Here is a 22,859-nt window from a genome sequence, read left to right as displayed (position 1 = left end):
GTTGTACACGTTCCACAGGCACGCATCGCACGACTAACTTGCCCCTTGAGCTATGAAACAGATCACCTCAGCCAGGTGCACTAAATGACGCTCCACTGTTGGGGGTGAAGGGGTCCCCCTGTCAAGAGCGTTCAGCGAGTTTGGAGCGTCTTGATTTTTTTGCTTACTGGGGGTAGGGGCCCTCGATTTTTTTATCAAGAAAAAAAGTGAGTGCCCGCCGCACAGGCGAAGCTATAACACAACTCTGGTTCGTATGCTAACAGCAGTAGCTATACCTAGGCCAGAGGCCCCTCTATACCCATCACGAGCGAGGAAGATCTCTCTATAGTGATACTAAAACAAAAGCCCGGTATACCTTGCGGTACCCGGACCTTGCTCTTCAGTCTGAATATTTACAAAATCAATCCTCTCACCTTAAACAGACTTACTGAAAATCGGTACAGTTAACTTGCTGGCCCACAGGCGTGCATCCAGGCACATGGCAATGTTGCGTATGAAAGGCTTGCCAGCAGGCAGTACCTGTATATCCTGGTTGCTGTATTCTACCAACCCATCGTCTGCTAGCGGTTGCAGACGCATTAGCGCATCTACAAAATAAGGCAGTTCTTCGGCTTCCCAGCTGGTGTAGTCGCGGCACATCAGGTTTTGGATGTGGGTGCGCAGCAGCTTGTCCTCGCTAGTCAGCTCGTGGCCTTTGAATAGTGGCAAGTGACCCGTTAGAACAGTTTCTTCGTAAGCCTCCACTTCTTTGATGTTCTGCATGAAAGCCGTGCCCGTGTCGGAGATGCTGGAGCAGCCCAGGCCAATCAGCAGCTCAGTATGGCGTGGCGTATAGCCCATGAAATTGCGATGGAGTGTGCCATTAGCGGCCGCGATGCAAAGCTCGTCTTCTGGCAAAGCAAAGTGGTCCATCCCTGTTTCGATGTAGCCGGCTTCTTCGAGCATGGCACGGCCCAGTTCGTACAAACCGCGTTTTACGTCCGGCGCAGGCAGGTCGGTCTCGGAGTAACGGCGCTGGCCTTTGCTCTTCCAAGGCACGTGTGCGTAGCTATAGAAGGCGATACGCTCCGGGCGCAGCTCTTTTACTTTCTCGATGGTATGGCGTACGCTGTTTGCCGTCTGGTGCGGCAAGCCGTAAATGATGTCGCCGTTGATAGAGGTATAGCCGATCTCACGGGCAATGTCAAAAATCTCCTTTGTCTTCTCGAAAGTCTGGATGCGGTTGATCACCAGTTGCACATAAGGGTCGAAGTCCTGTATACCGACGCTCAGTCTGCGGAAACCCAGATCGTAAAGAACTTCCAGCTGTTCGCGGTTGGTGGCGTTCGGGTGCACTTCGATGCTGAAAGCGGCGTTAGGCGTTACCTCGGCAGGCGCCAGCAGGCGCTCCAGCAAATTTTTCAGATTGGCTGCGCTGAAGAATGTAGGCGTTCCACCGCCCAGGTGCAGCTCCGTAATGCGTGGTTTTTCGTCGAACAGGGCCAGGTATTGCTCCCATTCCTTCAGCAGAGCCTCCAGGTAAGGCGACTCCACTGCGTGGTTTTTGGTGATGCGCTTGTTACAGCCGCAGTAGGTACAAAGTTTCTCACAAAAAGGCAGGTGCAGGTATAGGCTGATGCCCTCTTTTTTATTTGTAGCGCGGAAAGCCTGCTGCACATGGCTCTTCCAGCGTTCCTCGGTCAGGGGCCTTTCGTCCCAGAACGGTACGGTCGGGTAGCTGGTATAGCGTGGCGATGGTACATCGTACTTGGCCAGTAATTCAGCAGGGGTTGCAGCAGTTTTCATCTTGTGTTCTTCTAAAATGGTACATCGAAGCAACAGCTGCTTCATTATGGATACAAAGGTCGGGCACCCAGGCCGCTGAAGAAATGACATTTGTCAGTACAAACCTTTTTTCTCAAATTTATGACAGCGAAAAGGGGTGATCTTTGTCATGAAAAAGATTTTTTATGCCCAAAACGCAGGAGCTATACCTGCACCCGACCTCCCCGCTATACCTGTTAAAGAAGAACAACATGCTCGACCATATCACAGAAACCACACTTTTGCTCGATGAAAAAAAATGTCGCCAGAACATCGAAATGATGGCCGAGAAGGCGGAGCGGAACAACATCCGGCTGCGACCGCACTTCAAAACCCATCAGTCGGCACAGGTGGGGGAGTGGTTCCGGGAGCGGGGCACAACGGGCATTACGGTGTCGTCGCTAAAGATGGCCCGCTACTTTGCCAACCACGGTTGGGACGATATACTGGTGGCTATACCCGTCAACATCCGCGACATGGCACTAGTGAACGAACTGGCGGCAAAAGTGCAGTTGCACCTGGTGTCGGTAAACATCGAGACGGTGCAGGCGCTGACTGAACAGCTGCAGTACCCCGTTAACCTCTGGCTCAAGATCGACACGGGTTATCACCGCACCGGGATTCTGCCGCACAGCCACGAGCAGCTCGATGCCATGGTGGCCCTGCTGGAGCAAAGCGATAAACTGCATTTCACGGGTGTGCTCGCACACGACGGCCATACCTATAAACAATCTGACACCGATGCCATTCGCACCATCCACCACACCACGGTCTTTCTCCTGAATCTGGTGCGCGACAGGTTTAAGGCCCGTTTTCCGGATCTGAAAGTATCGATCGGCGATACACCTTCCTGCAGTATTTTGCAAACCATCAGCGGCGTCGACGAGATACGACCAGGCAATTACGTGTTCTATGACCTCACCCAGCAGCACATCGGCTCCTGTCACTACAGTCAGATAGCGGTGTGCATGGCCTGCCCGGTCATTGCCAAACATCCGGAGCGAAACGAGATCATCGTGCACGGCGGCAGTGTGCATTTCTCCAAAGACAGTCTAACAGGAGCAGACGGCTCCACGATTTATGGGCGAGTGGTAGAGCTAACTGACACAGGTTGGTCGGAGCCGCTGGCAGGTATAGAAGTCGTGTCGCTGTCGCAGGAGCATGGCACCATACGGGCCAGCAAAGCATTGTTTGACCGGTATCAGATCGGTGACCTGGTGGGGATCCTGCCCGTGCACTCCTGCCTGACGGCCGACGCCATGCGCGGCTATACCTTGCTTGATGGCACACAACTGGAGCACCTGTCGGGCACAGGCCGCTAAATTTTGATATGTCCTGCTGAGCAATTAGCCGGATAAGGTATATATTTGCCTTCCCCAGCGCAAACCATGAGCACCGTTAAAACGCCTGCCCCGCTTAAGCCCATCAAAACGCCCAAGGCCACACAGGCCCCCAGGGTGCCCCGCGCCGCGCCGAAACGTAAAAAAGGCAAGAAAAAGCAGTCCAGGCTGCCTTTCTGGATCGGGGTAGGGGTAGTGGCTGCCATTGGCCTGCTGGTGCTCTACGTGGAGTTTTTTACGGAAAAGGAGCAGCCCATCTGGCCAGAAGGCCATAGTCCGCTCGGCAATACCATTCTCGGCATAGATGTATCGAAGTACCAGCGCAAGATTAACTGGGAGAAGGTGCGCGACAACGACGTGTCTTTTGCCTTTATCAAAGCCACAGAGGGGGTTAAGCTAAAGGATAGCCATTACGAGCGTAACTGGGAAGGAACGCAGGAAGTGGGCATCATTAGGGGAGCCTACCACTTTTACCGCCCCAATGTGTCGCCGGAGGAGCAGGCCCGCAACTTCATCCAAACTGTGGTGCTGCAGCCCGGAGACCTGCCGCCTGTGCTCGATGTGGAGGTGCGCGGCAAGCAACCGCTCAACCATTTCCGGGGCGACATAAAAGAGTGGCTTGTGCGTGTGGAGCGCGCCTATGGCGTTAAACCGATCATCTATACCGGTTACAGCTTTTATAAGGATTACCTGGAGGGCTTTTTTGACGAGTATACTCTCTGGATCGCGCATTATAACGTGAAAGAGCTGCAGATGCAGCGCACCGACCGCGCCCTGCTCTCGTTTTGGCAGCATACCGACCGTGGCGTGATCGAAGGTATACGGGGACCTGTGGACTGCAATATCTTTTACGGGACTAAGAAAGACATTCTTAAGCTGTGTATTCAACCAAAGGAACCAGCCAAAACAGCGAAGGCGCAGCGATAAACTGCGCCTTTGTTGTTTTTAAATCCGAAACTATTTTGCCGTTAGGTACTACCAGTCGTTTCCCCAGCGGTTGCGGGCTGTGTTAAATTCGCGTGGGCGGTTCTGTCTGTACCGTTCCCTGTTGCGACTACTGCCTGGCTCCAGGTAGCCACTCGAGCCATAGTCGCCTTCGCCATACCGGCTGCGCGACTCGCGGTGGTAGCCGCTGCCCATGTAGTTGCCCTGGTCGTCGCCGTAATTAGAGCTATAGTAGTCATCGCGCTCAAAGTCGTAACGCTCCTGTCCGGCACGACCCTCGAATCGGCGCGAAACCTCGTTCCCGTACAGGTCCTCGCGGCTGGAGCCATACCTGTTGTGGCGGTTGTAATCCCTGCGTTCTTCGCTATACCTGCCACGCTGCCCCATGCCGCTATCAAATGGATGTTCCGAGTCATGGCGGCCGCCTCTGCTGTCGCCGAAGCCCTGCGCCCCGCCATAGCTGCCCATGTTACCGTAGTTGCGCGAGGTGCTGTAGGTGTTGTTGTCGGTGATGTTGGTGCGGGAATAGTTGCGCGAGCCGCCCCGTTCGTTGCCTTGGTTGCCCCAGGTGTCCTGGTAGCTCTCGTTGCCGTAGCCACCGTGCGCGGCAGAGCCATAATCGTCGAAACGATAGCCCCTGTCCTGTTCCGGATGGCGGTAGCGCTCCGAGCGGTGGGTATGGAAATCCCTGTCGTGGCGATCCTGGTCCCGGTCTGATGAGTATCTGTTCATAGTCTTAAGTTTTAGCGTTTTACATCGATACACTATCCTTATTAACGGGAGCGAACAGCAACTGTTGGGTATTTTGTGCCCGACTTATTGCGGAACGGGCGGCATGCTCACCGGAAGCGTGGCATGGGTGCGGGCCCCTGGCTTGGCAGGTTTTTGTACAAGCGGCTGGTCCTGCCGTTGTGGGGTGTTGTAGGGTTTGTAGCCAAACATGAGGAAACTGGCCGACACAGCCACCGAGACCATGGTGATGACGATGGCCACGTAGCGGATGCCGTCGTAAAAACTGTGGCGCGTACGCCAAATGGCAAACCGGAGCGGCTGCAGGACAGGTTGCAGCAGGCGGGCGTGCAGCACGTTATGGCGCAACCACTGGATGAATTTCTCCTGCCCGATCACCACCACGGCACCCAGTATACCGATGTTCACCAGCGAGAACATGGCCATCATCTGCACATAGGGATTGGTGTAGAGGTGGCCGTACAGGTGCTGGCTATAAGCAATAGCCCCCAGCATCAGCCCGACCATCAGCATGTTTGGCAAACTCAGCAGCCAGTTGTTTTTTGGTTTGTCGTCTTTGGGCGTTGGAATGTAAGGCACCTTCACCCGGAAAATAGAGTAGATGAGCCCCAGCAGGAAGATCCACCAGGTGCCGGTGCGCAGAATGCCGCCGAACAGGTGAAAACCCTTCTCGTTTTTCTCGTGGTACCAGCGCTGTGCATACTGCCGGATGGCAATGGAGATCAAAAAGAACGGTGTGAACATGATCAGGAACTCCCCCAACGACACATACCACGGAAACTCCGCCATGATCAGCGCCAGCGAAGGAATTAGGAAATCAATCAGGTTGAACACACCGAAAAGGTAGTAAAGCGGCAGTGTACCGTAGTGAATGCGCTGCCGCCAGGTGAAGTCCCTGAAGAGCTTCGGGTATACCGTAAACAGCAGCTCAAAAGTGCCTCGGCTCCACTTTACCTGTTGTTTGTAGTAAGCCGAAAGCGTGCCCGGCACTAGTCCGCGGTTGAGTATCTTGGGCACATACACCGATTTCCAGCCTTTGGCATGCAGTTGCATGGCCGTGTGCATGTCCTCGGCCAGGCCGGCGGCATGCCCGCCAATGCTGTCGAGGGCGCTGCGGCGGAAGGTACAGTTGGCGCCGATGGCCTGGGCCGTGCCGTGGGCGTTCATGCCCATCATCATCGGGCCGTAAAAGTTGTAGGTCTGCTCGGCGGCGCCATAAGCCACCAGGCTTTCTTTCTGATTGTAATAGGCCTGCACGCACTGCACATAGCCAATCTCGGGGTCCTCGAAGTAGGGGAGCACCTCATCCAGAAACTCAGGCACGGGCACGTGGTCGGGGTCCAGCACCAGGCAGATGTCGCCGGTGGCTTGTTTCAGGGCATTGTTGATATTGCCGGCTTTGGCATTGATCTTCTGGGTACGCGTAACATGGATCACCCCGAGCCGTGCGCACTCCTTCCGCAGAAACGGGTCGTCAGCCTCGTCGCAGAGGTAGGTGGTGTGCGGGTAGCGGATGCGCTGAATGGCTTCCAGCGTGTTGATGATCATGTCGTAAGGTTCGCCGGGACAAAACGTGGTGAGCACGTCTACCTTAAACTTCGTGCGCAGCTTGGGTTTTACCGGCACGCTCACGTCAAAGTAATGATACCACTCGTGCAGGGTTCGGAGCAGCTTGAAGCCCAGGGCGGTCGTGAGCATAATGAAGAGCGGCAGGTAGCCGATGTGATCTTTGTCTATAAACCAGTACAGGAAAAGCGCCATCGTGATCAGGCCCATCACAATCATCAGCCGGATCGTCAGAATGTCTCTCTGTTTGGGTTCGACGCCGGGAATAGAGGTATGCTGAACTTTCGGATTACTGGCAGGAATGTTAAACATCAGCGAAAGAGGTCGTATAGTATCTTAATAGGGTGGCTTAATTTTCATGCAAGTGCTGATTTGCATGGTTTGAGATGGTCATGTGCAATAACATCTGAAGTTTATACTCGTACTAGCCTCAAAAGTTCTATTGCTTTACCTTCATTTTTATCACACTTATCCTGCTATTCCCGAAATATGTTCACCCACGGCATGGTTACTTTTACCGGTAAGAGTACAATTTTTTTGTTTTGCTTACTTCTTCTTAGCGCCTGTTCTTTTAAATCGTCTGATAACCAGCGGTATACCAAAACAGGCCGCACAGTAGAAGTGGTGAAGGAGGGCGAGAAGTATACCTTATACCGCCATGGCAAACCGTACTTTATAAAAGGTGCCGCCGGTTATGAGCATTTCGACAAGGTGGCGGCCTATGGCGGCAACTCCATACGGGTATGGCACACCGACGAAGACACCCAGCGCCTGCTCGACGAAGCGCACCAACAGGGGCTAACCGTTATGCTGGGGCTATGGATGGAGCGTGAGCGCGAGGGCTTTAATTACTACGACAAAGACGATGTGGCTGCCCAGAAGGAGCGCCTGCGCGCGGAAGTGCTGAAATATAAAGACCACCCGGCCCTGCTGATGTGGGTGGTGGGCAACGAATTGTACGCCGAAGGCTCGAACGTGAAGGTATGGGATGCCGTGAATGGGGTAGCCGAAATGATCCATGAAATCGATCCCAATCACCCGACGACGACCACTGTCATGAACGTGCCAAAACAAGTCGTGAACCTCATCAAGCGTCGCTGTCCGGCCATTGATATCCTGTCCATCAACTCATTTGGTGCCCTCCATAATTTGTCTGCCGAACTGCGCGACACCAACTGGGACGGGCCCTATGTTATCGCTGAGTTCGGGGGGCAGGGTTACTGGGAAACCAGAACCACCTGGTGGTATGCGCCCCTCGAGCAAACCAGCTCGGAGAAAGCCGCATTTGCCCGCGAACGGTATGAAAAGACGGTGCTAAACGACCCTGACCGCTGCCTGGGTGCCTATGCTTTTATCTGGGGCTACAAGTATGAAACGACCCCGACCTGGTTCAGCATCATGACCGATACAGGCGAAGAAACCGAAATGGCGCAGGTGATGCGGGAGATCTGGAGCGGAGAGCGCGACTTTAACCGGGCGCCGCATATTGCCTACCTATCGCTCAAGAATATCTTCCCATCCGACCAGGTATACCTGCAGCCCGGTGAGCTCTCTACGGCCGCTGTGTTCGCCACCGACCCCGACGGCGATAGCCTGCAGGTGAAGTGGGAGCTGCTGCCCGAAACCGTGAGCGAAGACGGAAACGCCATAAAAGAGCAGAAACCGGAGATGATACAGGGTGCCATTCAGCAGGTATCAGGCAATAGCGTTACCTTGAAGGCTCCGGAAAAAGATGGCGCTTACAGACTCTATACCTATGTGTATGACGGACAGGGAAATGTGGCCACCGCCAACTTCCCGTTTTATGTGAAAGCCGGAAACACCTTCAGCTCCGCCTTGGATTTTTACTAGAACAAAAGCCTTGTATGCAATTCGCTGCGCTGTTTTTGATTTAAGCAACCGCAACTTAACTTATCTGATTGTTTATTTAGTAAGTGCTACAACCAATTCGGCTTTTCAGCAGTAAACCACTTACCTCAGTTTTAGATTTAGGAGTAGTACAATTTAGACTGTCGCCCATAACCACAGTCTTCAGGCCATACTGTCTCCAGCTGAACATTTCGAAGATCCAAGAGCCTGAATTGAACACATGAGCAAGCAACTGAATAATACAAAAATAAAGAAGGCCCCGGCGGCGGTAAAAGCTGCTTTGCCCGTGGGGAAGAATGGCCAGAAGGCACCCGGAGAATTATCGGCAGAAGACTTTTACAAAGAAGCGCTGAATCTGCTGGTAAAAAGCGAGGCTAAGTTTCTGGTAGGGGGCGGACTCGCCCTGGACATGTACACCGGCATCAACAGAGCCACGAAAGACCTCGACATTTTCTGTAAAGTAGGGGAGTGCCCCCGCATCCTCAAGACCTTTGCCGAGAGCGGCTACTACACCGAAATGACAGACGCCCGCTGGCTGGCCAAAGCCAAAAAGGGAGATCACCTGATGGATCTGATTTACAACAACCCAGCCAGCCTCTGCCCCGTGGATGACCGCTGGTTTGAGTATGCCACCGAAGGAGAACTGTACGGCGTGAAAGTGAAGTTCATGCCGCCCGAAGAACTCATCTGGTGCAAGCTGTACGTGCAGAACCGGGAGCGCTACGACGGCTCCGACATCAATCACCTGATCCTTCGCTGTGGCGAAAAACTCGATTGGAATCGCCTGTGGTCTTATACCGAACAACACTGGCAACTGGTGCTGGCGCAGTTCATGAGCTTTCACTTCGTATACCCTTCCGACCGCGATATTATTCCCCGCTGGCTGATGGACGAATTGCTGCTACGCGCCAAAGAGCAGTATGACGTGGAAACACCCAAAGAGAAGATCTGCCGCGGACCCTACATCGACCAGACCCAGTATGGTCACGATATCACGGTATGGGATTACAAAGCACTGACCATGCGCACGATCTAAGCGACTGTCACCTGTAAGCACATCCCAGGTATAGTTTTAGCGAAAGACTGTACCTGGGCATATCAAGAAGGGCCCTGTTCAAACAGGGCCTTTCTTGTTTCAGAACTTATCGCTGCGCCGCTCCAGCAGAATGGTATTGCGCCAAACGCCGTGTAATTGGGCAATGCGGTCGCGGTAGCCAATCTGCCGGAAACCGTGCCGCTCCTGCAGGCGCAGGCTGGTCAGGTTGTCGGCGAAGGTGGAGGATTGCAGGGTCCAGATGCCATTGGCTTCGCTCTTTTCGATCATAGCGCGCATGAGCTGGTCGGCTATACCTCTGCCCCGGTGGCGGGCAGCTATGTAAATACTGAACTCGGCCACACCCCGGTAGCAGCTCCTGGAAGAAACAGGCAATAGCGCTACCCATCCCAGCACCTCAGCACTTTCGGTTGCTACCAATCGGGTATGCGGCAGGTGGTTGCGGTCCCATTCCTCCCAAGTAGGCACTTCGGTGTTGAAAGTGGAAAAGCCTGTTACCAGTCCTTCGGCGTAAATGCGAAGCACGTCGTGTGCATGCTCCACTTGCATTGGTTCAATGTGTATCATCTGTCTATTTCCAGATAAGTATAAGCGTACCGCACAAGATCACGCCCATACCCAGCAGCAGGCGCGGCGTGAGCGGCTCGTTCAGCAGAAAGTAGGAGAGGCCCACCGTGACGAGTATACCTGCCCGGTCTATCGTGGCCACCACCGACACATCGGCTGTTTTAATGGCTTTGAAATAGAGAATCCAGTAGACGGCTGTGCAGGCGCCCGCCAGTATAAACCAAGTCAGCGTTTTGTTGTCGATCAGCCTGGCTGTCTTGAGGCCACCTGCGTAGAGGGCGTGGCCCAGCACCATCATAAACAACACCCCTGTGCGTATAACCAAAGCCAGGTGTTCATTGGCGTTGTTATTCATTCCCATCTTCGCAAACACCATTGCCACGCCCCCTGTGAGCATGGCAACCAGTGCATATCCTAACCAAGATTCCATTATTCTCTAAATTTTAGGCTGCAATAGTACGACAGGTTTTGTTCTCTCCTGCTAGTCTGGGCCTAAAATATTTACCAGCCCTTTAGCCTGACCATTTTTACTTTTCAGAGAGCTGATTTCCAGCTCTTGCCTGCACGATCTCAGCTTTCATGGCTTCCAGATCCGTGCGGAATTTTTGGCTCTTCATCAGCTCTTCCACAAACTGGCGGGCAAACTCCTTACCTGCTTCCGAGTCGCTTGGGTAATGCACACCGCGGGTCTCGCGTGAAAAGGCCATATCGCTGGCTACTCCCATGAAATGATCTTTATATTCCGGGAAAATGTGGCTCAGGATGTAGGCGTGTACATGGGAGGTAGAAGAGTGTCCGCTAGGGTAGGAGGCGTGGCCCGGTGCCTCCAGATTTTCCAGACGGGCATCGAGCTGGTACGGACGCGGGCGATTGAAATCAGCTTTGAGTGAGAAGATATAATAAGTGGCGTCCTGAATCACATTTTGCAGCACTTGTGCAGTAACGGGCAGGTTTTCTGCATTGAACCACGGACCCAAATCACGGCCGATATAGAACAGGCTGTTGATGTTGCGGGTATAGTCTGCATCTGCAGGGTTGGTGGTCAGTGGATCGAAGTAAATGTTGGCCATGGTTTCGGTGCGGTTAATAGCCTCAGCATTGCGGGTCTTCTGCAAATGCAGCAGGAAGTCGAGTTCAGCGCGGGTTTCGGCAGAGCTGTTAGCCGGGAAAGGTTTCAGCTTAAACTTGCTCACCGGCACATCCACGTATACCGTGCGCAACTTCAGGTAAGCCCCACGCTTAAAGTCCGCTTCGGGGAAGGTGATGTCATCCAGGGAGCGAATGGCTACATCAGCTTTATTTTCCTTAGAAGTTTTGCTGTTGTTGCTATGCAAAACCATAGCCGTTTGCGCGTTAGCTGCGAAGTTGGCAAACAAGCTGGTCAGTAAAACAAAGGAAAGGGCAAGCAGGGTAGAAGAGGAGTTGACTTTTTGGGCCTCTGCCGCTTCGCAGCACTTGCCTGTATTTACTTGCCGCGTAGCAGCTCGTTTCTGCTGTTCGGCTTTTTGGTTTTCGATAGACTGTGGTGTTGCGAATTGATAGATCGGTTCCATATGATGAATTGTTATTAGTGTTTTAGTTTCTAATTCATCAGGATGACTGCGAGGCGGGGGGAAAGACGCAAGGGTTTGAAAAAAAATTAAATTACCTTAGCGCCAACTAATTTGTACGCCTACATACAGGTATACACTAGCATTTCAATCAAAAAAATAGAAAACCATACATGAGCACCGAAGTAAGAGCACTCGAACCGAAAGCCCTCTGGAATAATTTTGCTGATCTGAACGCCGTTCCGCGTCCTTCTAAAAAAGAAGAGCGCGTAGTCGCCTTTATGATGGAATTTGGCCAGAAGCTCGGCCTTGAAACCATACAGGACGAGATCGGCAACGTCATCATCAAGAAGCCTGCTACTGCAGGTATGGAAGACCGCAAGACGGTATTGATCCAGAGCCACGTGGACATGGTGCACCAGAAAAACGCCGACACCGATTTCGACTTCGACACGCAGGGCATCGACATGTATGTGGACGGTGACTGGGTGAAAGCACGCGGCACAACACTGGGCGCTGACAACGGAATTGGTGTAGCCACGATCATGACCTTGTTAGCTTCGAAGGACATTGCACACCCGGCTATCGAGGCGCTGTTTACAGTGGACGAAGAAACAGGTATGACCGGTGCCCTCGGTCTGAAAGGCGGTATGCTGGAGGCGGAGATCATGCTCAACCTCGACACCGAAGACGATACCGAGCTGACCATCGGTTGCGCCGGCGGTGTAGACATTAACGCCAGCGGCAGCTACCAGCCCGAAGGTATAAGCGGGGACTACAAAGGTTATAAGATAAGCATCAAAGGCCTGACCGGTGGCCACTCTGGTATGGACATTTACCTGGGTCGCGGGAATGCGAATAAACTGATGAACCGCTTGCTGCACCAAGCTGCTGAAAAGGCCGGGCTACGCATCGGCTCGATTGACGGTGGAAGCCTTCGCAATGCCATTCCGCGTGAGTCGGTGGCCGTGGTGGCTATACCTGCTGGTGAGGCTACTGCCTTCGAAAATTTTGCGAAAGAACTGACCGCTATCCTGAAGAACGAGCACGCTACAACCGATCCGAACTTAACAGTTACGGTAGAGCAGGTTGAAGCACCGCAGCAGGTGCTGCCAGCCGATTATCAGGCTAAGCTGCTTCGTGCGCTTTATGCCTGCCACAACGGCGTATACCGCATGAGCCCGGATATAGCGCATTTGGTGCAGACCTCCAATAACGTGGCCCGTGTGCTGGTACAGGACGGCAAACTGACCGTACAGTGCCTCACCCGCAGCTCCGTGGACAGCGAGAAAATGGACCTGGCGGCGGCTATTCAGAGCGCGCTAGAGCTGGCTGGTGCCTCGGTAAGTCTAAGTGGCTCATATCCGGGCTGGATGCCTCGTCCGGGTGCTGGCATTGTGCAGCTCATGAGCGACCTTTACAAAGAAAAGTATAACGGAGAAGCCCACGTGAACGCCTGCCACGCCGGCTTGGAGTGCGGCATCATCGGGGCCAATTACCCGGAAATGGAGATGATCTCCTTTGGTCCGAACATCCGCGGTGCCCACTCCCCGGACGAAAAAGTGCAGATCAGTTCCGTTCAGAAATACTGGGATTTCCTGCTCGATACCCTGGAGCGGATACCGGCAAAAGCATAATTCCCTGAATGTCGCTTAACAAGATAATCAGCCCTTCCTTAGAAATAGGGGAGGGCTTTTTTTCTGTGTTTACGTCTAGGATGGTTTGTTAATGCTCGAAGTTGCACTGTTGCCTTTTTTGTCTGAATCAGGATTTTCGCAGCAAATGGGTCACCCCGCCCTCCCCTAAAAACAGGGGAGGAAGCCGTGCACGATTGTCATACCCTGCCCCTTTCTTTGTCGAGAGCCCCTATCCCCAAGAGGGACTATGCTGTAACTACCATACGATGGGTTTAGGCGCTGTAGCAAAAAACACTTGCAGGTATAGCAGGACTAATTTGCCCTTCCAGCTATGGAACAGATAACTTGAGCCAGGTGCACCAGCGACGATTTTTTGTTTGAGCGGTCAGCGAGTGGGGTAGGGGCCCTCGATTTTTTCATCAAGGAAAAAAGTGAGTGCCCGCCGCACAGGCGAAGCAATGGAACAAAACGGGCTTAGAGTGCAGGAATGCAGAAGCTACGCCAGGTATAGGTATAGGTATAGGTATAGGTATAGGTATAGGTTACTTGGGCCAGAGACTTCACAATACCTGTAGCGCGCCATGACACCAGCGCCATTACCTCACTTACTCACCCGCATCACCCAATCCATTTCCCGATCCACAGCCTGCAGCGCAATCCTGGACTCCACGATCAGCAGCAGGCTGGCATAGAACAGAAAGCCGGCTCCGATCAGGCTCAGCAACGTTACGGCCCAGGCGTAGGGCAAATTCAAGACGTCCAGCAGGGCAATGGCGATGCTGGTAGCCACAAAAACACCGAGGGTCAGGTAGAGGCTCGTCATGGCGCGTTGCAGCAATCGGCAACGGCGGGTGGCCCGCATGAGCAACTCCAGCAGAAAAGCCTTCTCTCCCAGGTCAGCCTGGGTAAGTTCTTCCTTGCTGGTTAGGGTTCTGTAGAGTTCGTTCAGTTTGCGCACCCGCTCCATGCTGCGACTTAGCCGCTGCGATGTTGTGAGTATGAGCGAGCCACTGGCCATGATCAGAATGGCCGGGGTGATCATGGCCGAAAGGATCGTTAGGGCAGAGGAGAGGTTGTCCATGGGTTTGCTATACCTTGCTTAGGCGACAGGAAAGGCCATGGTGGTGGCAATAGCGTTGGCCGATTGCCGGGTATCCTGCCGGCTGAACTGCACCACCACCGGCACACTCGAATGCAGCACGCAGGCGTAGGGTGTGTCCAGCGGTATAGCCAGCGGGTCGATCAGGTCGTTGAAGCGCACTTCCTTCATGCGCTGCGCCTCCACACAAATGGGGTAGGGGCCGTCGGGGTCTCGGTCCTGGTAATAGATGGTGAGTTCAATATCGGCCTCTTTGCCTGAGGTGTTCAGGATGCTGAGCCGGTCGTGACTTGTGAATTCGGGCTCTTTGCCGTTGGTGCCAAAGGGAATATGGCCACCCGGAATCACCCATTGCTTGCTGCCTATTTTTTGTGGTTTCATGTCAGATGTTTCTCTTTCGCTGGTTTAGTCAATGCCCATAAGGCGGCGCATGTAGGGCGTCAGGAATACGCCATGCGGGTCCATTTCTTCGCGCACCTTCAAAAACGTGTCAAATTCAGGGTATAGCGGGCGTAGTTCTTTGGCTGTGAGCGTGTGCTTCTTGCCCCAATGCGGACGGCCACCATGCTCCAGAAAGATCGGCTCGATGTCTTTGAAATAATCCCAGAAGGGAAGCCCCGCATTGTGGTGGAGCGAAATGGTGACGGAGTCGGTCGGGTAGGGGCTAAGGTAGGCATCGTCGGGCGCAATGGTGCGATAGAGCACGCGCCAGGCCACTTCTTTGCGATGCTTTTCCTTCACGCGCTTGCGCACAGCCTCAAAACAGGCCGGGCCGTTCTCAGCAGGCAGGGCATACTCCATCTCGTCGAACTTCAGGGTGCGCTTGCGTGGCAGAATCTCGTGGCTCCAGCCTTCCTCTTCTTTCACGCAGGTGGCGTAGGGCAGGTCGGCTGTTTCGTCTCCGGGTTTGTTCAGCGTGCGGATCTTGGCCATGTCGGAGCGGGGGTACCAGTAGAAGTCAAAGTTACGGTTGCTTTCGGCCAGTTCGTCGAGGTGCTCCAGGCAGTTCTCAATATGGGTGCACCACTCGCGCCGATGCAGTTTGAAAGCCGGCTCCAGCTTCAGCCTGATCTGGGAGAATATGCCCAGCATACCCATGGACGTGCGCAGTGCCCGTATAAAGTCCGGATCGTCTTCGATGTGCTTTTCAATGATATCGCCGGACGCAGTGATGAGCCTGGCCCCGATGAGCATGGTAGACAGGTTCTGCAGTTTTTTGCCTGTGCCGTGTGTGCCTGTGCCGATGGCTCCCGATACATTCTGCACGTCCACGTCGCCGGTGTTGTGCATGGCCAGCCCTACCTTGTAAAGCGCCTGCCCGGCGTCGTGCACCTTCATGCCGGCGTAAATAGTGGCTTCGTTTGCCTCTTTGTCATGCGAGACCAGTCCCTGCAGTTTGTCGAGTGAGATCAGGGTGCCCTGCGTTTCGATGAGGGGGGAGGAGGAGTGCTGGGCGCCAGTCACGCGCACACTGCGCCCCTCTTTGGCCGATTTTGCGACGGCTTTGGCTATTTCCTTTTCGTTTTTGGGGTATAGCAGCTGCTTTGGGGTAAAACACAGACTGCCTGACCAGTTGGTAACTTCTTTTGCCATACAGGAATGTTGGTTTGCTATACCTGTGTAGTAGCCGCAGCGGCACGCAGGTATAAATTCCTGTTCTTTAACGGAAGCTTCTGTTTGGGGTTTATACAACAGGTATAGCGCATCGTCTGACCGCACAACAAATCAGCTCATGAACAGCAACCGACGTTACAGCGGCTTATACCTGTTCCTGGCTTTTATGGAGAAACAAAAAGGGCGCCATTATGACGCCCCTTCCAGATCTAAAAGTATAATTCCAGCTAAGGTATACCAGTTTTTTATTTCAGGTACACCCTGAACTCAGAGCCCTTGCCCTGTTCGCTGTCGCATTCTATTCTGCCGTCGCAATTCTCCACAATTCGCTTCACAATGGCCAGTCCCACACCGGTTCCCTCTACATGGGCGTGCAGGCGCTTGAACATATCAAACACCTTGTCGCGGTCCTCTGACTTCAAGCCCAGCCCGTTGTCCTTCACCCGGAATACGGTATAGGCATCCTCCCGGTAAGTGCTTACCTCAATAATAGGCTTACGCTCCGGCGAGCTGTACTTGATGGCATTCGACACCAGGTTGTAAACAATGCTGCGCAGATTCTTGCGCGAGAAGACCATCTCAGGTGCTGCCGAGAAATCAGTATCTATCGTGGCGTCGTATTTGAAGATCAGGTCCTGAATATTAAGGGTGATGTCATCGATCAGCTCCTCAAAGCGGACACTCTCAGCCGCTGTTTCATCCTGGTGCTGCAGCTTGGCCACTTCCGTCAGGTCCATCAGGGTATGTTTAAATCGGCTGATGGCATCCTGGATCATGGCCATGATGATGTTCAGCTCGTCGCGGTCTGGTTCCGGGCTATCGAGTACTTCCTTCAGTGCGATGGCCAGTCCCTCGATGTTGTTGATCGGGGCTTTGAGGTCGTGCGAGGCGGTATAGACGAAGTTGTCCAGGTCTTTGTTTACGCGGGTGAGCTCGGCCGTGCGGGCGTTCACACGCTCTTCCAGTTCGCGGTTGATTTCCTGGGTGCGCTTGTGGGCTCGTTCGATTTCCTTCTTCTGCAGGTAGAAGCGCACAAAAGCACTTACCTTGGCTTTGGTGATGACTGGGTGAAGCGGTTTGAACAGGAAGTCCATGGCGCCTGCCTCAAATCCCTCGATCACATGCACATCCTGTTGGTGGATGGCTGTGACGAAGATGATCGGGATATCCCGCGTTTTGGAGATATCGCGCAGATAGCGGGCTACTTCGTAGCCGTTCATGCCGGGCATCTGCACGTCCAGCAGGATCAGCGCTATCTCTTCCTGAAGCGCCACTTTCAGGGCTTCCTCACCTGAGTTGGCAAACAGGTAGTCGGTATTGTCGCCATCTTCCGATAGCAGGCTAGCCAGGCTGACAAGGTTTTCTTCCCTGTCGTCCACGAGCAGAATCTTTACCGGTTGGGTAGGTGTAGGCAAGGTCGTAATAGGTAAGGTGTCGTGGTCAGTGTCCATGTAAAGTTAGCAAATAAGCTTGTATGCGCTCGACATTTAGGATACTACAGCCAGGTGTGCTGTTGATGGCTGCCAGCGGCATCGTAGTGATCTCCGCTTCGTCGGGATCCTGCACAATGGCAGTGCCCTTTTTTTCAAATATATACTTTAATCCTGAACTTCCGTCTTTACTGGCGCCGCTAAGTAAAATGCCCACCGTATTTTTCCCGAAAACATCGGCTGCGCTGGCAAAGGTCACGTCGATGGAAGGGCGGGAGTAGTTCTCCAGCTCTGAGTCGTCGAGCGAGAAGGTATGGTCTTTTTCGAGCAGCACGTGGTAGTTGGCAGGCGCAATGTACACATGGCCTTTTTCCAGAGGCGTTTTATCGTCTATTTCCACGGCCTGCAGCAACAGCTTTTTGCTGTAGAGTTCCTGCAGACTGCCCTCGTGGTTGCGCAAACGGTGCAGCACCAGCACTATCGGAATGCTATAGTCGGCAGGCAAGCCCTGCAAAATGCGCATCGACGCCTGTATGCCGCCCCAGGAGCCACCCATTACGATCAGTCTGGAATTGTCGTGCATCAGGAGTTTTTGCGGTATATGCGGTTGTTCTTGTCTACAAAACTATACTTGTCGCTGATGCCTGACATGGCCAGCGTTTCTTTCTTGCCCAGGCCCAGGTAGCCCAAACTAACCAAGCTCTCATCGAAAAGGTGGTATACCCGCTCCTGCAGTGCCCGGTTAAAGTAGATAAGCACGTTGCGGCACACGATCAGGTGAAACTCGTTGAACGAACTATCGGTGGCCAGGTTGTGCGGGTAAAACACCACGTTCCTGACGAGCGACGAGTTAAATTTCACGCTGCCGTAGTTGCTGGTATAGTACTCTGCAAAATCGCGCTTACCGCCTGCCGCGTAATAGGCCGAGGTATAGGCCGCCATGTGCGATGCCGAGAAAATACCTTCCTTGGCCTGCCGCAGCACCTTTTGGTTGATGTCGGTGGCGTAGATCTTGGTGCGGCCCAGCAACCCTTCCTCCTCCAGCAAAATCGCCAGCGAGAACAGCTCCTCGCCGGTAGAGCAGCCCGCGTCCCATACCTTGATAAAGGGGTAAGTGGACAGGATCGGGAGCACGTTTTCGCGCAGCGACTTGTAGAAAGTCGGGTCGCGGAACATCTCCGTCACGTTCACGGTAATCTCCTGCAGGAAATTCTCGAAGAAAAAGCTGTCCGTAAACAGGAACCTGCGCAGCTCTTCGATGCTCTGCAGGTGCTTCTGCCCCAGAAAACGCCTGATGCGACGGTACACCGAGGCCCGGGCGTAGCCACTGAAATCGTATCCGTACTGGGTGTGTATCTCCTTGATGAGCGCCTCTACCTCCTGCTCAAACAATTCTTCCTGCTCAGGCTTCATACAACCAGACCCGCATCAGGGTCAGCAATTTATCGGTATCTACTGGTTTTGGTATATAGTCAGAAGCCCCGGCTTCTATGCATTTTTCTCTGTCTTCTTTCATAGCCTTGGCGGTGAGTGAAATGATTGGCAGTTGCTTAAAACGTAAATCCTTCCGGATTCGTTTTGTCGCTTCTATACCGTCCATTTCCGGCATCATCACGTCCATCAGCACCATGTCTATACCTGGTTCCGAGTCAAGTTTCTCCAAAGCCTCCCTGCCGTCGTAGGCTGCTATTACCTGCATACCGTGCAGTTCCAGCAGGCTGCTCAGCGAGTAGATGTTGCGCACGTCGTCGTCCACCAGCAGTACTTTTTTGCCGCGCAGCACTTCTTCGGGCACGTGCAGCTTCATCTTGAACTCGTTGCCCGGTGGCAGCTTCTGGTTTACCTTGTGCAGGAAGAGCTGCACCTCGTCGAGCAGGCGCAGGTACGAGTATTCGTTTTTGATGATGATCGTGTTGGCGAACTCTTTCAGCCTGGTCTCCTCATCTTCGCTCAGGTCTTTGCCCGAGTAAATAATGATCGGAATATCGCCGAGTTTGGTCTGCGACTTGATCTTTTTCATCCAGTCATAGCCTTTCATGCCCGGCAGGTTCAGGTCAAGGATAATACAATCCACTTTCTGCTTGGCCAGCACCTTTTCAGCTTCTTCGGCTGAGTAGGCCGAAGTAGATTTGAGCCCATGGGCCAGCAGCAACTCCGCCACGGCTTTGTTCTCGATCTCGTTGTCCTCCACGATCAGGATGTTCTCGATGTTCGCTCCCGATTTGTTCACGATGGAGCCAAATGCCTTGTTGAGCATTTCGAGCGTAACCGGCTTGGGCAGGTACTCTTCGTTTTCGGCATGCTCGCCGATCACCTCCTTGTCGTAGGCCGACATCACGTGCACGTTCATGTGGCGCAGGTTTTTGTCTTCGCGCACTTTTTTGAGCACGTCCCAGCCAGTCATGTCCGGCAGGTGAATGTCGAGGAGCATGGCGTCGGGTTTGTGCTCAAGGGCCATGCGCAGGCCATCACGGCCGGTAAAGGCCTGGTGTACCCGGAAGTTTTTCGCTTTGGCAAAATCCGCCAGAATGTCGCTGAAGCCCTTGTCGTCTTCCACGATCAGCACGCCGATGTCCTTTTTGTCTTCGCGCTCCATGTTCAGAATAACCTGGCCCATGCCCCGGCTCTTGTTCTGGGGAGTCGACTCTGCGGCAACTGCAGAAGCTGCCGCCGCTGGCGCCTTGTAGGTATGCACGAGCTGTTGCAAAGGAGCCGCAGTCGGGGTTTTGGCTGCGCCGGCAGGTATACGGGGCAGGTATAGCGTAAAGGTGCTGCCCTTGCCCGGCTCGCTCTCCAGCATCAGCTCGCCACCAAGCAGCGTTGCCAGCTCTTTGCTGATCGTGAGCCCCAGGCCCGTGCCGCCATACTTGCGGGTAGTGGAGGTGTCGGCTTGCTGGAAGGCCTCGAACACGACCTCCTGCTTGTCGGCAGGTATACCGATGCCGGTATCGCGCACAGCAAAGGCCACCACGTCCTGTGTATCGCGGAGCTGCTCCGATTTAAAGGCAGGACGCTGCGTCACAGGGTATACCTTGAACTCCACTTCGCCGCCCTCGTCGGTAAACTTGATGGCGTTGCCGATAAAGTTCTTCAGGATCTGCTCCAGGCGGAAGCGGTCGGTTACGATGCTGTTGTATGCACCGTTCAGGTGGCGTTCTTTGAAGCTGATCTTCTTTTTGGCGGCCAGCTCCTTGAACATCGGCTCCATCGAAATGTCGGACAGTTTCAGTTCCTCCGTCTCCAGCTTCACCATACCCGACTCGATCTTGGACAGGTCCAGGATCTCGTTGATGAGCCGGAGCAGGTCGTTGCCCGATTTGTGGATGATCTGGGCATGGTCGATCTGTTTTGCCGACAATGTGTTCTCGGTGTTGTCGGAGAGCAGGCGCGAAAGGATGAGAATGCTGTTGAGCGGGGTGCGCAGCTCGTGGCTCATGTTGGCCAGGAAGTCGCTCTTGTACTTGCTCACCGTTTCCACCTGCTGTATTTTCAGTTCAATGGCTTCGCGGGCATCTTCCAGTGCTTTGTTCTTGGCACCGAGCGCTTCGTACTGCTCTTCCAGTAGCTGGGCTTTCTCTTCGAGCTCGGCGTTCTTTTCCTGCAGTTCTTCCTGGTTCACGCGCAGCTCTTCTTCCGAGGCCTTCAGTTCGGCGTTCAGTTGGCGCAGCTCTTCCTGCTGGGTTTCCAGTTCCTCGGCCTGGTTTTGTGTTTCGTAAAGCAGCTCCTGCGTCTGCAGGTGGGCTTTCAGGGTATGAATTAGCACCGAGATGCGCTCCGCGGCAGAGTCGAGGAGGCGACGCTGCACCTCGTTGTACGGTGTGCGCGAGGCCATTTCCAGCGCCCCGACAAGGGTGTTGCCAAAGTAAAGCGGGATGATGATGACAGTGGCCGGTTCGATATCGGAAAGGCCTGAGCGGATGCGCAGGTACTTTTCCTGCACGCCTTCCAGCACTCTTACCTTGCGCTCCTGCACGGTTTGGCCTACCAGGCCAGCACCAACCTCGAACACCGGTAGTTGCGCCTTGTTTTGCTGCACACCGTAGCTGGCGGCCGGCTCCAGTTTTCCGTTGTTGTTATGCAGGTATAGCACACCTGCCTCAGAGTCGGTGTAATTGCAGAGGTAGGAGAGGGCATGTCTGGATACATTGTCGAGCGTGGACTCACCCCCGATCAGATTGCTGAGCTCGGCCACGCCGGTGAGCACCCAGTTGCGGTTGGCATTTTCGGTGGTAAACGTGTACAGGTTCTCCTTCATGTTGCGGATGGAGAGGCTGAGGATGTCTGCGTCGCTTTGCGGTTGTACGTCCATGTCGTAGCGGCCCTCACCGATGGCTTTGGTCACTTCCGAGAGCATCACCGTTTTCTCCACCACACCTCTGAAAGATGCCGCCACACTGCCGATCTCGTCGGAGCTATCGATATCGATCTGCACGTCGGTATCGCCAAGGCGGATGCGGTCGGCGGCGTTTTTAAGGGTGGCAAGGGAGCTCGAGATCAGGCTGATGATGTAATAGGAGAGGAAGCCAACGAGCAGCAGAATCAGCACCAGGCTGGCAAACAGCACCTGTAAATAACGTTCCTTCGTTTTGCTCTCGTTCACAACTTCCTCCCGGATCTGGTTTATCAGCGTAACCTCCGCTGTGCGCAGGGCCTCGATATTCTCGGTGAACAAGGCGTACACGGCGGCCGCATCAAATGCGTTCAGGTCTGTTTCGGGGTTGTCCTGGAAGGTCTTCAGGATGGCTTCGCCGCGCTTGTACTTGTCTGACACCACGGTCTGCTGCACCGCGTTGACCGCCTCCGGTTCGCCGTAGCGGTAAAAGTCGCCGAGTGCGTTTGTGTGTGCCGTGTACTGTGCCATCAGTTGGGCGTAGTCCTGGTACGAGAAGACGCCTTCCTGCAGGGCCTTCATGAGCAGACTGCGCATGCGGGCCAGGTGCACTTTCGCCTCCGACAAACTCTTGAAACTGGTTAGCTGCTTGCTGATTTCTGCATCGTTCACACCGATGGCGCTGGCATCCATGCGGTTGAGCATGCTAAAGATGAATTCCGAGGAATAGCGACGGAAGTCGAGCGGGTCGAGCGTGCCCTGGTCGAGCTCTGAGCGGTATTTGTTGAGGTTCTGCAGCATGTTGATGGCGGGCAGGGTGCGGCTGTTCTCGCTCAGGAAATTGATAAGATCCAGCCCGGCTGCATCCGTCAGGCCACGCTGGGCGCGGGCATCGAGCATGAAAATGGAGTCGCCGCCTGAGGCAGCCAGAATGCGGGCGCGCTCCCGCTGAAAGGCATGTACCAGGGCCGATATTTTTTCAGACTCGTTTAGCTGCACCACTTCATTCTGCAGCATCTCGTTTTCTTCGATCTCGCGCTGCACGGTGGTGGCCACAAAGTAAACAAGCGGGAAGAGGAGCAGGGCCAGCAGGAGCAGGAGCTTGTCCCTGATTTTCAGGTTGCGTATGATGTTCATCGAACGTGCGTCGTTTTAAGCAAGGGTGAATAAGAACCTGTGATAGGATGCAAGTTAGGAAAACTTAGCGAATCGGGCAGGTATAGGGAGCTGTAGATGGAGGATTGTCCGGGTATTTTGTTGAATCTGCATGCATTTCGGAAATAACTCGTGTGAGTACGCAGGGCA

The 22,859-nt window shown here is 53.9% G+C and carries 19 protein-coding genes; 5 read left to right on the top strand and 14 right to left on the bottom strand.

The window, feature by feature from the left end; translation table 11 throughout:
* Window positions 1-414: 414 nt before the first annotated feature.
* Window positions 415-1,785, bottom strand: coding sequence for an oxygen-independent coproporphyrinogen III oxidase (hemN, locus tag BD749_RS05265; RefSeq protein ID WP_101443293.1), 1,371 nt, complete (start codon window positions 1,783-1,785; stop codon window positions 415-417).
* Between the two features lie 164 nt (window positions 1,786-1,949).
* Here hemN and BD749_RS05260 point away from each other — a divergent pair, with 164 nt between their 5' ends.
* Both BD749_RS05260 and BD749_RS05255 read left to right on the top strand, forming a co-directional pair.
* Window positions 1,950-3,125, top strand: a complete 1,176-nt coding sequence (locus tag BD749_RS05260; protein WP_245868743.1) for an alanine racemase — start codon at window positions 1,950-1,952, stop codon at window positions 3,123-3,125.
* Window positions 3,126-3,191: 66 nt separating this feature from the next.
* A complete protein-coding gene (locus tag BD749_RS05255) occupies window positions 3,192-4,070 on the top strand; it encodes a glycoside hydrolase family 25 protein (protein WP_101443292.1) in 879 nt (292 codons plus the stop codon).
* A gap of 48 nt (window positions 4,071-4,118) precedes the next feature.
* On the opposite strand, the gene BD749_RS05250 is transcribed toward BD749_RS05255, so the two are convergent.
* Window positions 4,119-4,820: a hypothetical protein gene (locus BD749_RS05250; RefSeq protein WP_101443291.1), complete on the bottom strand. Its 702-nt coding sequence runs from the start codon at window positions 4,818-4,820 to the stop codon at window positions 4,119-4,121.
* A gap of 84 nt (window positions 4,821-4,904) precedes the next feature.
* The gene (locus tag BD749_RS05245) at window positions 4,905-6,716 is read right to left on the bottom strand and encodes a glycosyltransferase family 2 protein (protein WP_101443290.1); all 1,812 of its coding nucleotides are present in this window, start codon (window positions 6,714-6,716) and stop codon (window positions 4,905-4,907) included.
* Window positions 6,717-6,941: 225 nt separating this feature from the next.
* Here BD749_RS05245 and BD749_RS05240 point away from each other — a divergent pair, with 225 nt between their 5' ends.
* Window positions 6,942-8,255, top strand: a complete 1,314-nt coding sequence (locus BD749_RS05240; RefSeq protein WP_245868740.1) for a glycoside hydrolase family 2 TIM barrel-domain containing protein — start codon at window positions 6,942-6,944, stop codon at window positions 8,253-8,255.
* Window positions 8,256-8,493: 238 nt separating this feature from the next.
* A complete protein-coding gene (locus BD749_RS05235; RefSeq protein WP_101443289.1) occupies window positions 8,494-9,309 on the top strand; it encodes a nucleotidyltransferase in 816 nt (271 codons plus the stop codon).
* Between the two features lie 99 nt (window positions 9,310-9,408).
* Here BD749_RS05235 and BD749_RS05230 read toward each other — a convergent pair whose 3' ends face one another.
* The 3 genes from BD749_RS05230 to BD749_RS05220 all read right to left on the bottom strand — a co-directional run bounded on the left by BD749_RS05230 (window position 9,409) and on the right by BD749_RS05220 (window position 11,447).
* Window positions 9,409-9,894, bottom strand: coding sequence for a GNAT family N-acetyltransferase (locus BD749_RS05230; RefSeq protein WP_180336318.1), 486 nt, complete (start codon window positions 9,892-9,894; stop codon window positions 9,409-9,411).
* 4 nt (window positions 9,895-9,898) lie between these two features.
* Window positions 9,899-10,324, bottom strand: coding sequence for an EamA family transporter (locus BD749_RS05225; protein WP_101443287.1), 426 nt, complete (start codon window positions 10,322-10,324; stop codon window positions 9,899-9,901).
* A gap of 97 nt (window positions 10,325-10,421) precedes the next feature.
* A complete protein-coding gene (locus tag BD749_RS05220) occupies window positions 10,422-11,447 on the bottom strand; it encodes a phosphatase PAP2 family protein (protein WP_101443286.1) in 1,026 nt (341 codons plus the stop codon).
* A gap of 170 nt (window positions 11,448-11,617) precedes the next feature.
* Between BD749_RS05220 and BD749_RS05215 the strand changes: the two genes are divergently transcribed.
* Window positions 11,618-13,081: an aminoacyl-histidine dipeptidase gene (locus tag BD749_RS05215; RefSeq protein WP_101443285.1), complete on the top strand. Its 1,464-nt coding sequence runs from the start codon at window positions 11,618-11,620 to the stop codon at window positions 13,079-13,081.
* A 474-nt stretch (window positions 13,082-13,555) separates the two neighbouring features.
* On the opposite strand, the gene BD749_RS19660 is transcribed toward BD749_RS05215, so the two are convergent.
* The 8 genes from BD749_RS19660 to BD749_RS05180 all read right to left on the bottom strand — a co-directional run bounded on the left by BD749_RS19660 (window position 13,556) and on the right by BD749_RS05180 (window position 22,691).
* Window positions 13,556-13,678, bottom strand: a complete 123-nt coding sequence (locus BD749_RS19660) for a hypothetical protein (RefSeq protein ID WP_262502978.1) — start codon at window positions 13,676-13,678, stop codon at window positions 13,556-13,558.
* Window positions 13,679-13,682: 4 nt separating this feature from the next.
* Complete coding sequence (locus tag BD749_RS05210; RefSeq protein ID WP_101443284.1) at window positions 13,683-14,162, bottom strand: DUF2721 domain-containing protein; 480 nt, start codon at window positions 14,160-14,162, stop codon at window positions 13,683-13,685.
* A gap of 18 nt (window positions 14,163-14,180) precedes the next feature.
* Window positions 14,181-14,561, bottom strand: coding sequence for a sensory rhodopsin transducer (locus BD749_RS05205; RefSeq protein ID WP_101443283.1), 381 nt, complete (start codon window positions 14,559-14,561; stop codon window positions 14,181-14,183).
* A 24-nt stretch (window positions 14,562-14,585) separates the two neighbouring features.
* The gene (locus tag BD749_RS05200) at window positions 14,586-15,773 is read right to left on the bottom strand and encodes a D-arabinono-1,4-lactone oxidase (protein ID WP_101443282.1); all 1,188 of its coding nucleotides are present in this window, start codon (window positions 15,771-15,773) and stop codon (window positions 14,586-14,588) included.
* Window positions 15,774-16,039: 266 nt separating this feature from the next.
* Window positions 16,040-17,245 carry a sensor histidine kinase gene (locus BD749_RS05195; RefSeq protein ID WP_101443281.1) on the bottom strand — a complete coding sequence of 402 codons (1,206 nt, stop codon included), beginning with the start codon at window positions 17,243-17,245 and terminating at the stop codon, window positions 16,040-16,042.
* Window positions 17,235-17,807 carry a chemotaxis protein CheB gene (locus BD749_RS05190; protein ID WP_101443280.1) on the bottom strand — a complete coding sequence of 191 codons (573 nt, stop codon included), beginning with the start codon at window positions 17,805-17,807 and terminating at the stop codon, window positions 17,235-17,237. The genes BD749_RS05195 and BD749_RS05190 overlap by 11 nt, the downstream gene beginning before the upstream one ends.
* The gene (locus tag BD749_RS05185; protein WP_101443279.1) at window positions 17,807-18,637 is read right to left on the bottom strand and encodes a CheR family methyltransferase; all 831 of its coding nucleotides are present in this window, start codon (window positions 18,635-18,637) and stop codon (window positions 17,807-17,809) included. The genes BD749_RS05190 and BD749_RS05185 overlap by 1 nt, the downstream gene beginning before the upstream one ends.
* Window positions 18,627-22,691, bottom strand: coding sequence for a response regulator (locus tag BD749_RS05180; RefSeq protein WP_101443278.1), 4,065 nt, complete (start codon window positions 22,689-22,691; stop codon window positions 18,627-18,629). The genes BD749_RS05185 and BD749_RS05180 overlap by 11 nt, the downstream gene beginning before the upstream one ends.
* Window positions 22,692-22,859 lie beyond the last annotated feature (168 nt).

The organism is Pontibacter ramchanderi, from assembly GCF_002846395.1.
In the GTDB taxonomy this organism is placed as follows: Bacteria; Bacteroidota; Bacteroidia; order Cytophagales; family Hymenobacteraceae; genus Pontibacter; species Pontibacter ramchanderi.
The sequence above is the reverse complement of the archived record's forward strand: the minus strand, read 5'-3'. Positions and strand labels throughout refer to the sequence as shown.

Excerpts from the sequence above, each read along its gene's own strand:
- BD749_RS19660 (WP_262502978.1), bottom strand. The coding sequence starts at position 13,678 with ATGGCGCTGGTGTCATGGCGCGCTACAGGTATTGTGAAGTCTCTGGCC.
- BD749_RS05220 (WP_101443286.1), bottom strand. The coding sequence starts at position 11,447 with ATGGAACCGATCTATCAATTCGCAACACCACAGTCTATCGAAAACCAA.
- BD749_RS05255 (WP_101443292.1), top strand. The coding sequence starts at position 3,192 with ATGAGCACCGTTAAAACGCCTGCCCCGCTTAAGCCCATCAAAACGCCC.
- BD749_RS05205 (WP_101443283.1), bottom strand. The coding sequence starts at position 14,561 with ATGAAACCACAAAAAATAGGCAGCAAGCAATGGGTGATTCCGGGTGGC.
- BD749_RS05200 (WP_101443282.1), bottom strand. The coding sequence starts at position 15,773 with ATGGCAAAAGAAGTTACCAACTGGTCAGGCAGTCTGTGTTTTACCCCA.
- BD749_RS05210 (WP_101443284.1), bottom strand. The coding sequence starts at position 14,162 with ATGGACAACCTCTCCTCTGCCCTAACGATCCTTTCGGCCATGATCACC.
- BD749_RS05260 (WP_245868743.1), top strand. The coding sequence starts at position 1,950 with ATGCCCAAAACGCAGGAGCTATACCTGCACCCGACCTCCCCGCTATAC.
- BD749_RS05250 (WP_101443291.1), bottom strand. The coding sequence starts at position 4,820 with ATGAACAGATACTCATCAGACCGGGACCAGGATCGCCACGACAGGGAT.
- BD749_RS05235 (WP_101443289.1), top strand. The coding sequence starts at position 8,494 with ATGAGCAAGCAACTGAATAATACAAAAATAAAGAAGGCCCCGGCGGCG.
- BD749_RS05215 (WP_101443285.1), top strand. The coding sequence starts at position 11,618 with ATGAGCACCGAAGTAAGAGCACTCGAACCGAAAGCCCTCTGGAATAAT.
- BD749_RS05230 (WP_180336318.1), bottom strand. The coding sequence starts at position 9,894 with ATGATACACATTGAACCAATGCAAGTGGAGCATGCACACGACGTGCTT.
- BD749_RS05225 (WP_101443287.1), bottom strand. The coding sequence starts at position 10,324 with ATGGAATCTTGGTTAGGATATGCACTGGTTGCCATGCTCACAGGGGGC.
- hemN (WP_101443293.1), bottom strand. The coding sequence starts at position 1,785 with ATGAAAACTGCTGCAACCCCTGCTGAATTACTGGCCAAGTACGATGTA.
- BD749_RS05245 (WP_101443290.1), bottom strand. The coding sequence starts at position 6,716 with ATGTTTAACATTCCTGCCAGTAATCCGAAAGTTCAGCATACCTCTATT.
- BD749_RS05190 (WP_101443280.1), bottom strand. The coding sequence starts at position 17,807 with ATGCACGACAATTCCAGACTGATCGTAATGGGTGGCTCCTGGGGCGGC.
- BD749_RS05180 (WP_101443278.1), bottom strand. The coding sequence starts at position 22,691 with ATGAACATCATACGCAACCTGAAAATCAGGGACAAGCTCCTGCTCCTG.
- BD749_RS05195 (WP_101443281.1), bottom strand. The coding sequence starts at position 17,245 with ATGGACACTGACCACGACACCTTACCTATTACGACCTTGCCTACACCT.
- BD749_RS05185 (WP_101443279.1), bottom strand. The coding sequence starts at position 18,637 with ATGAAGCCTGAGCAGGAAGAATTGTTTGAGCAGGAGGTAGAGGCGCTC.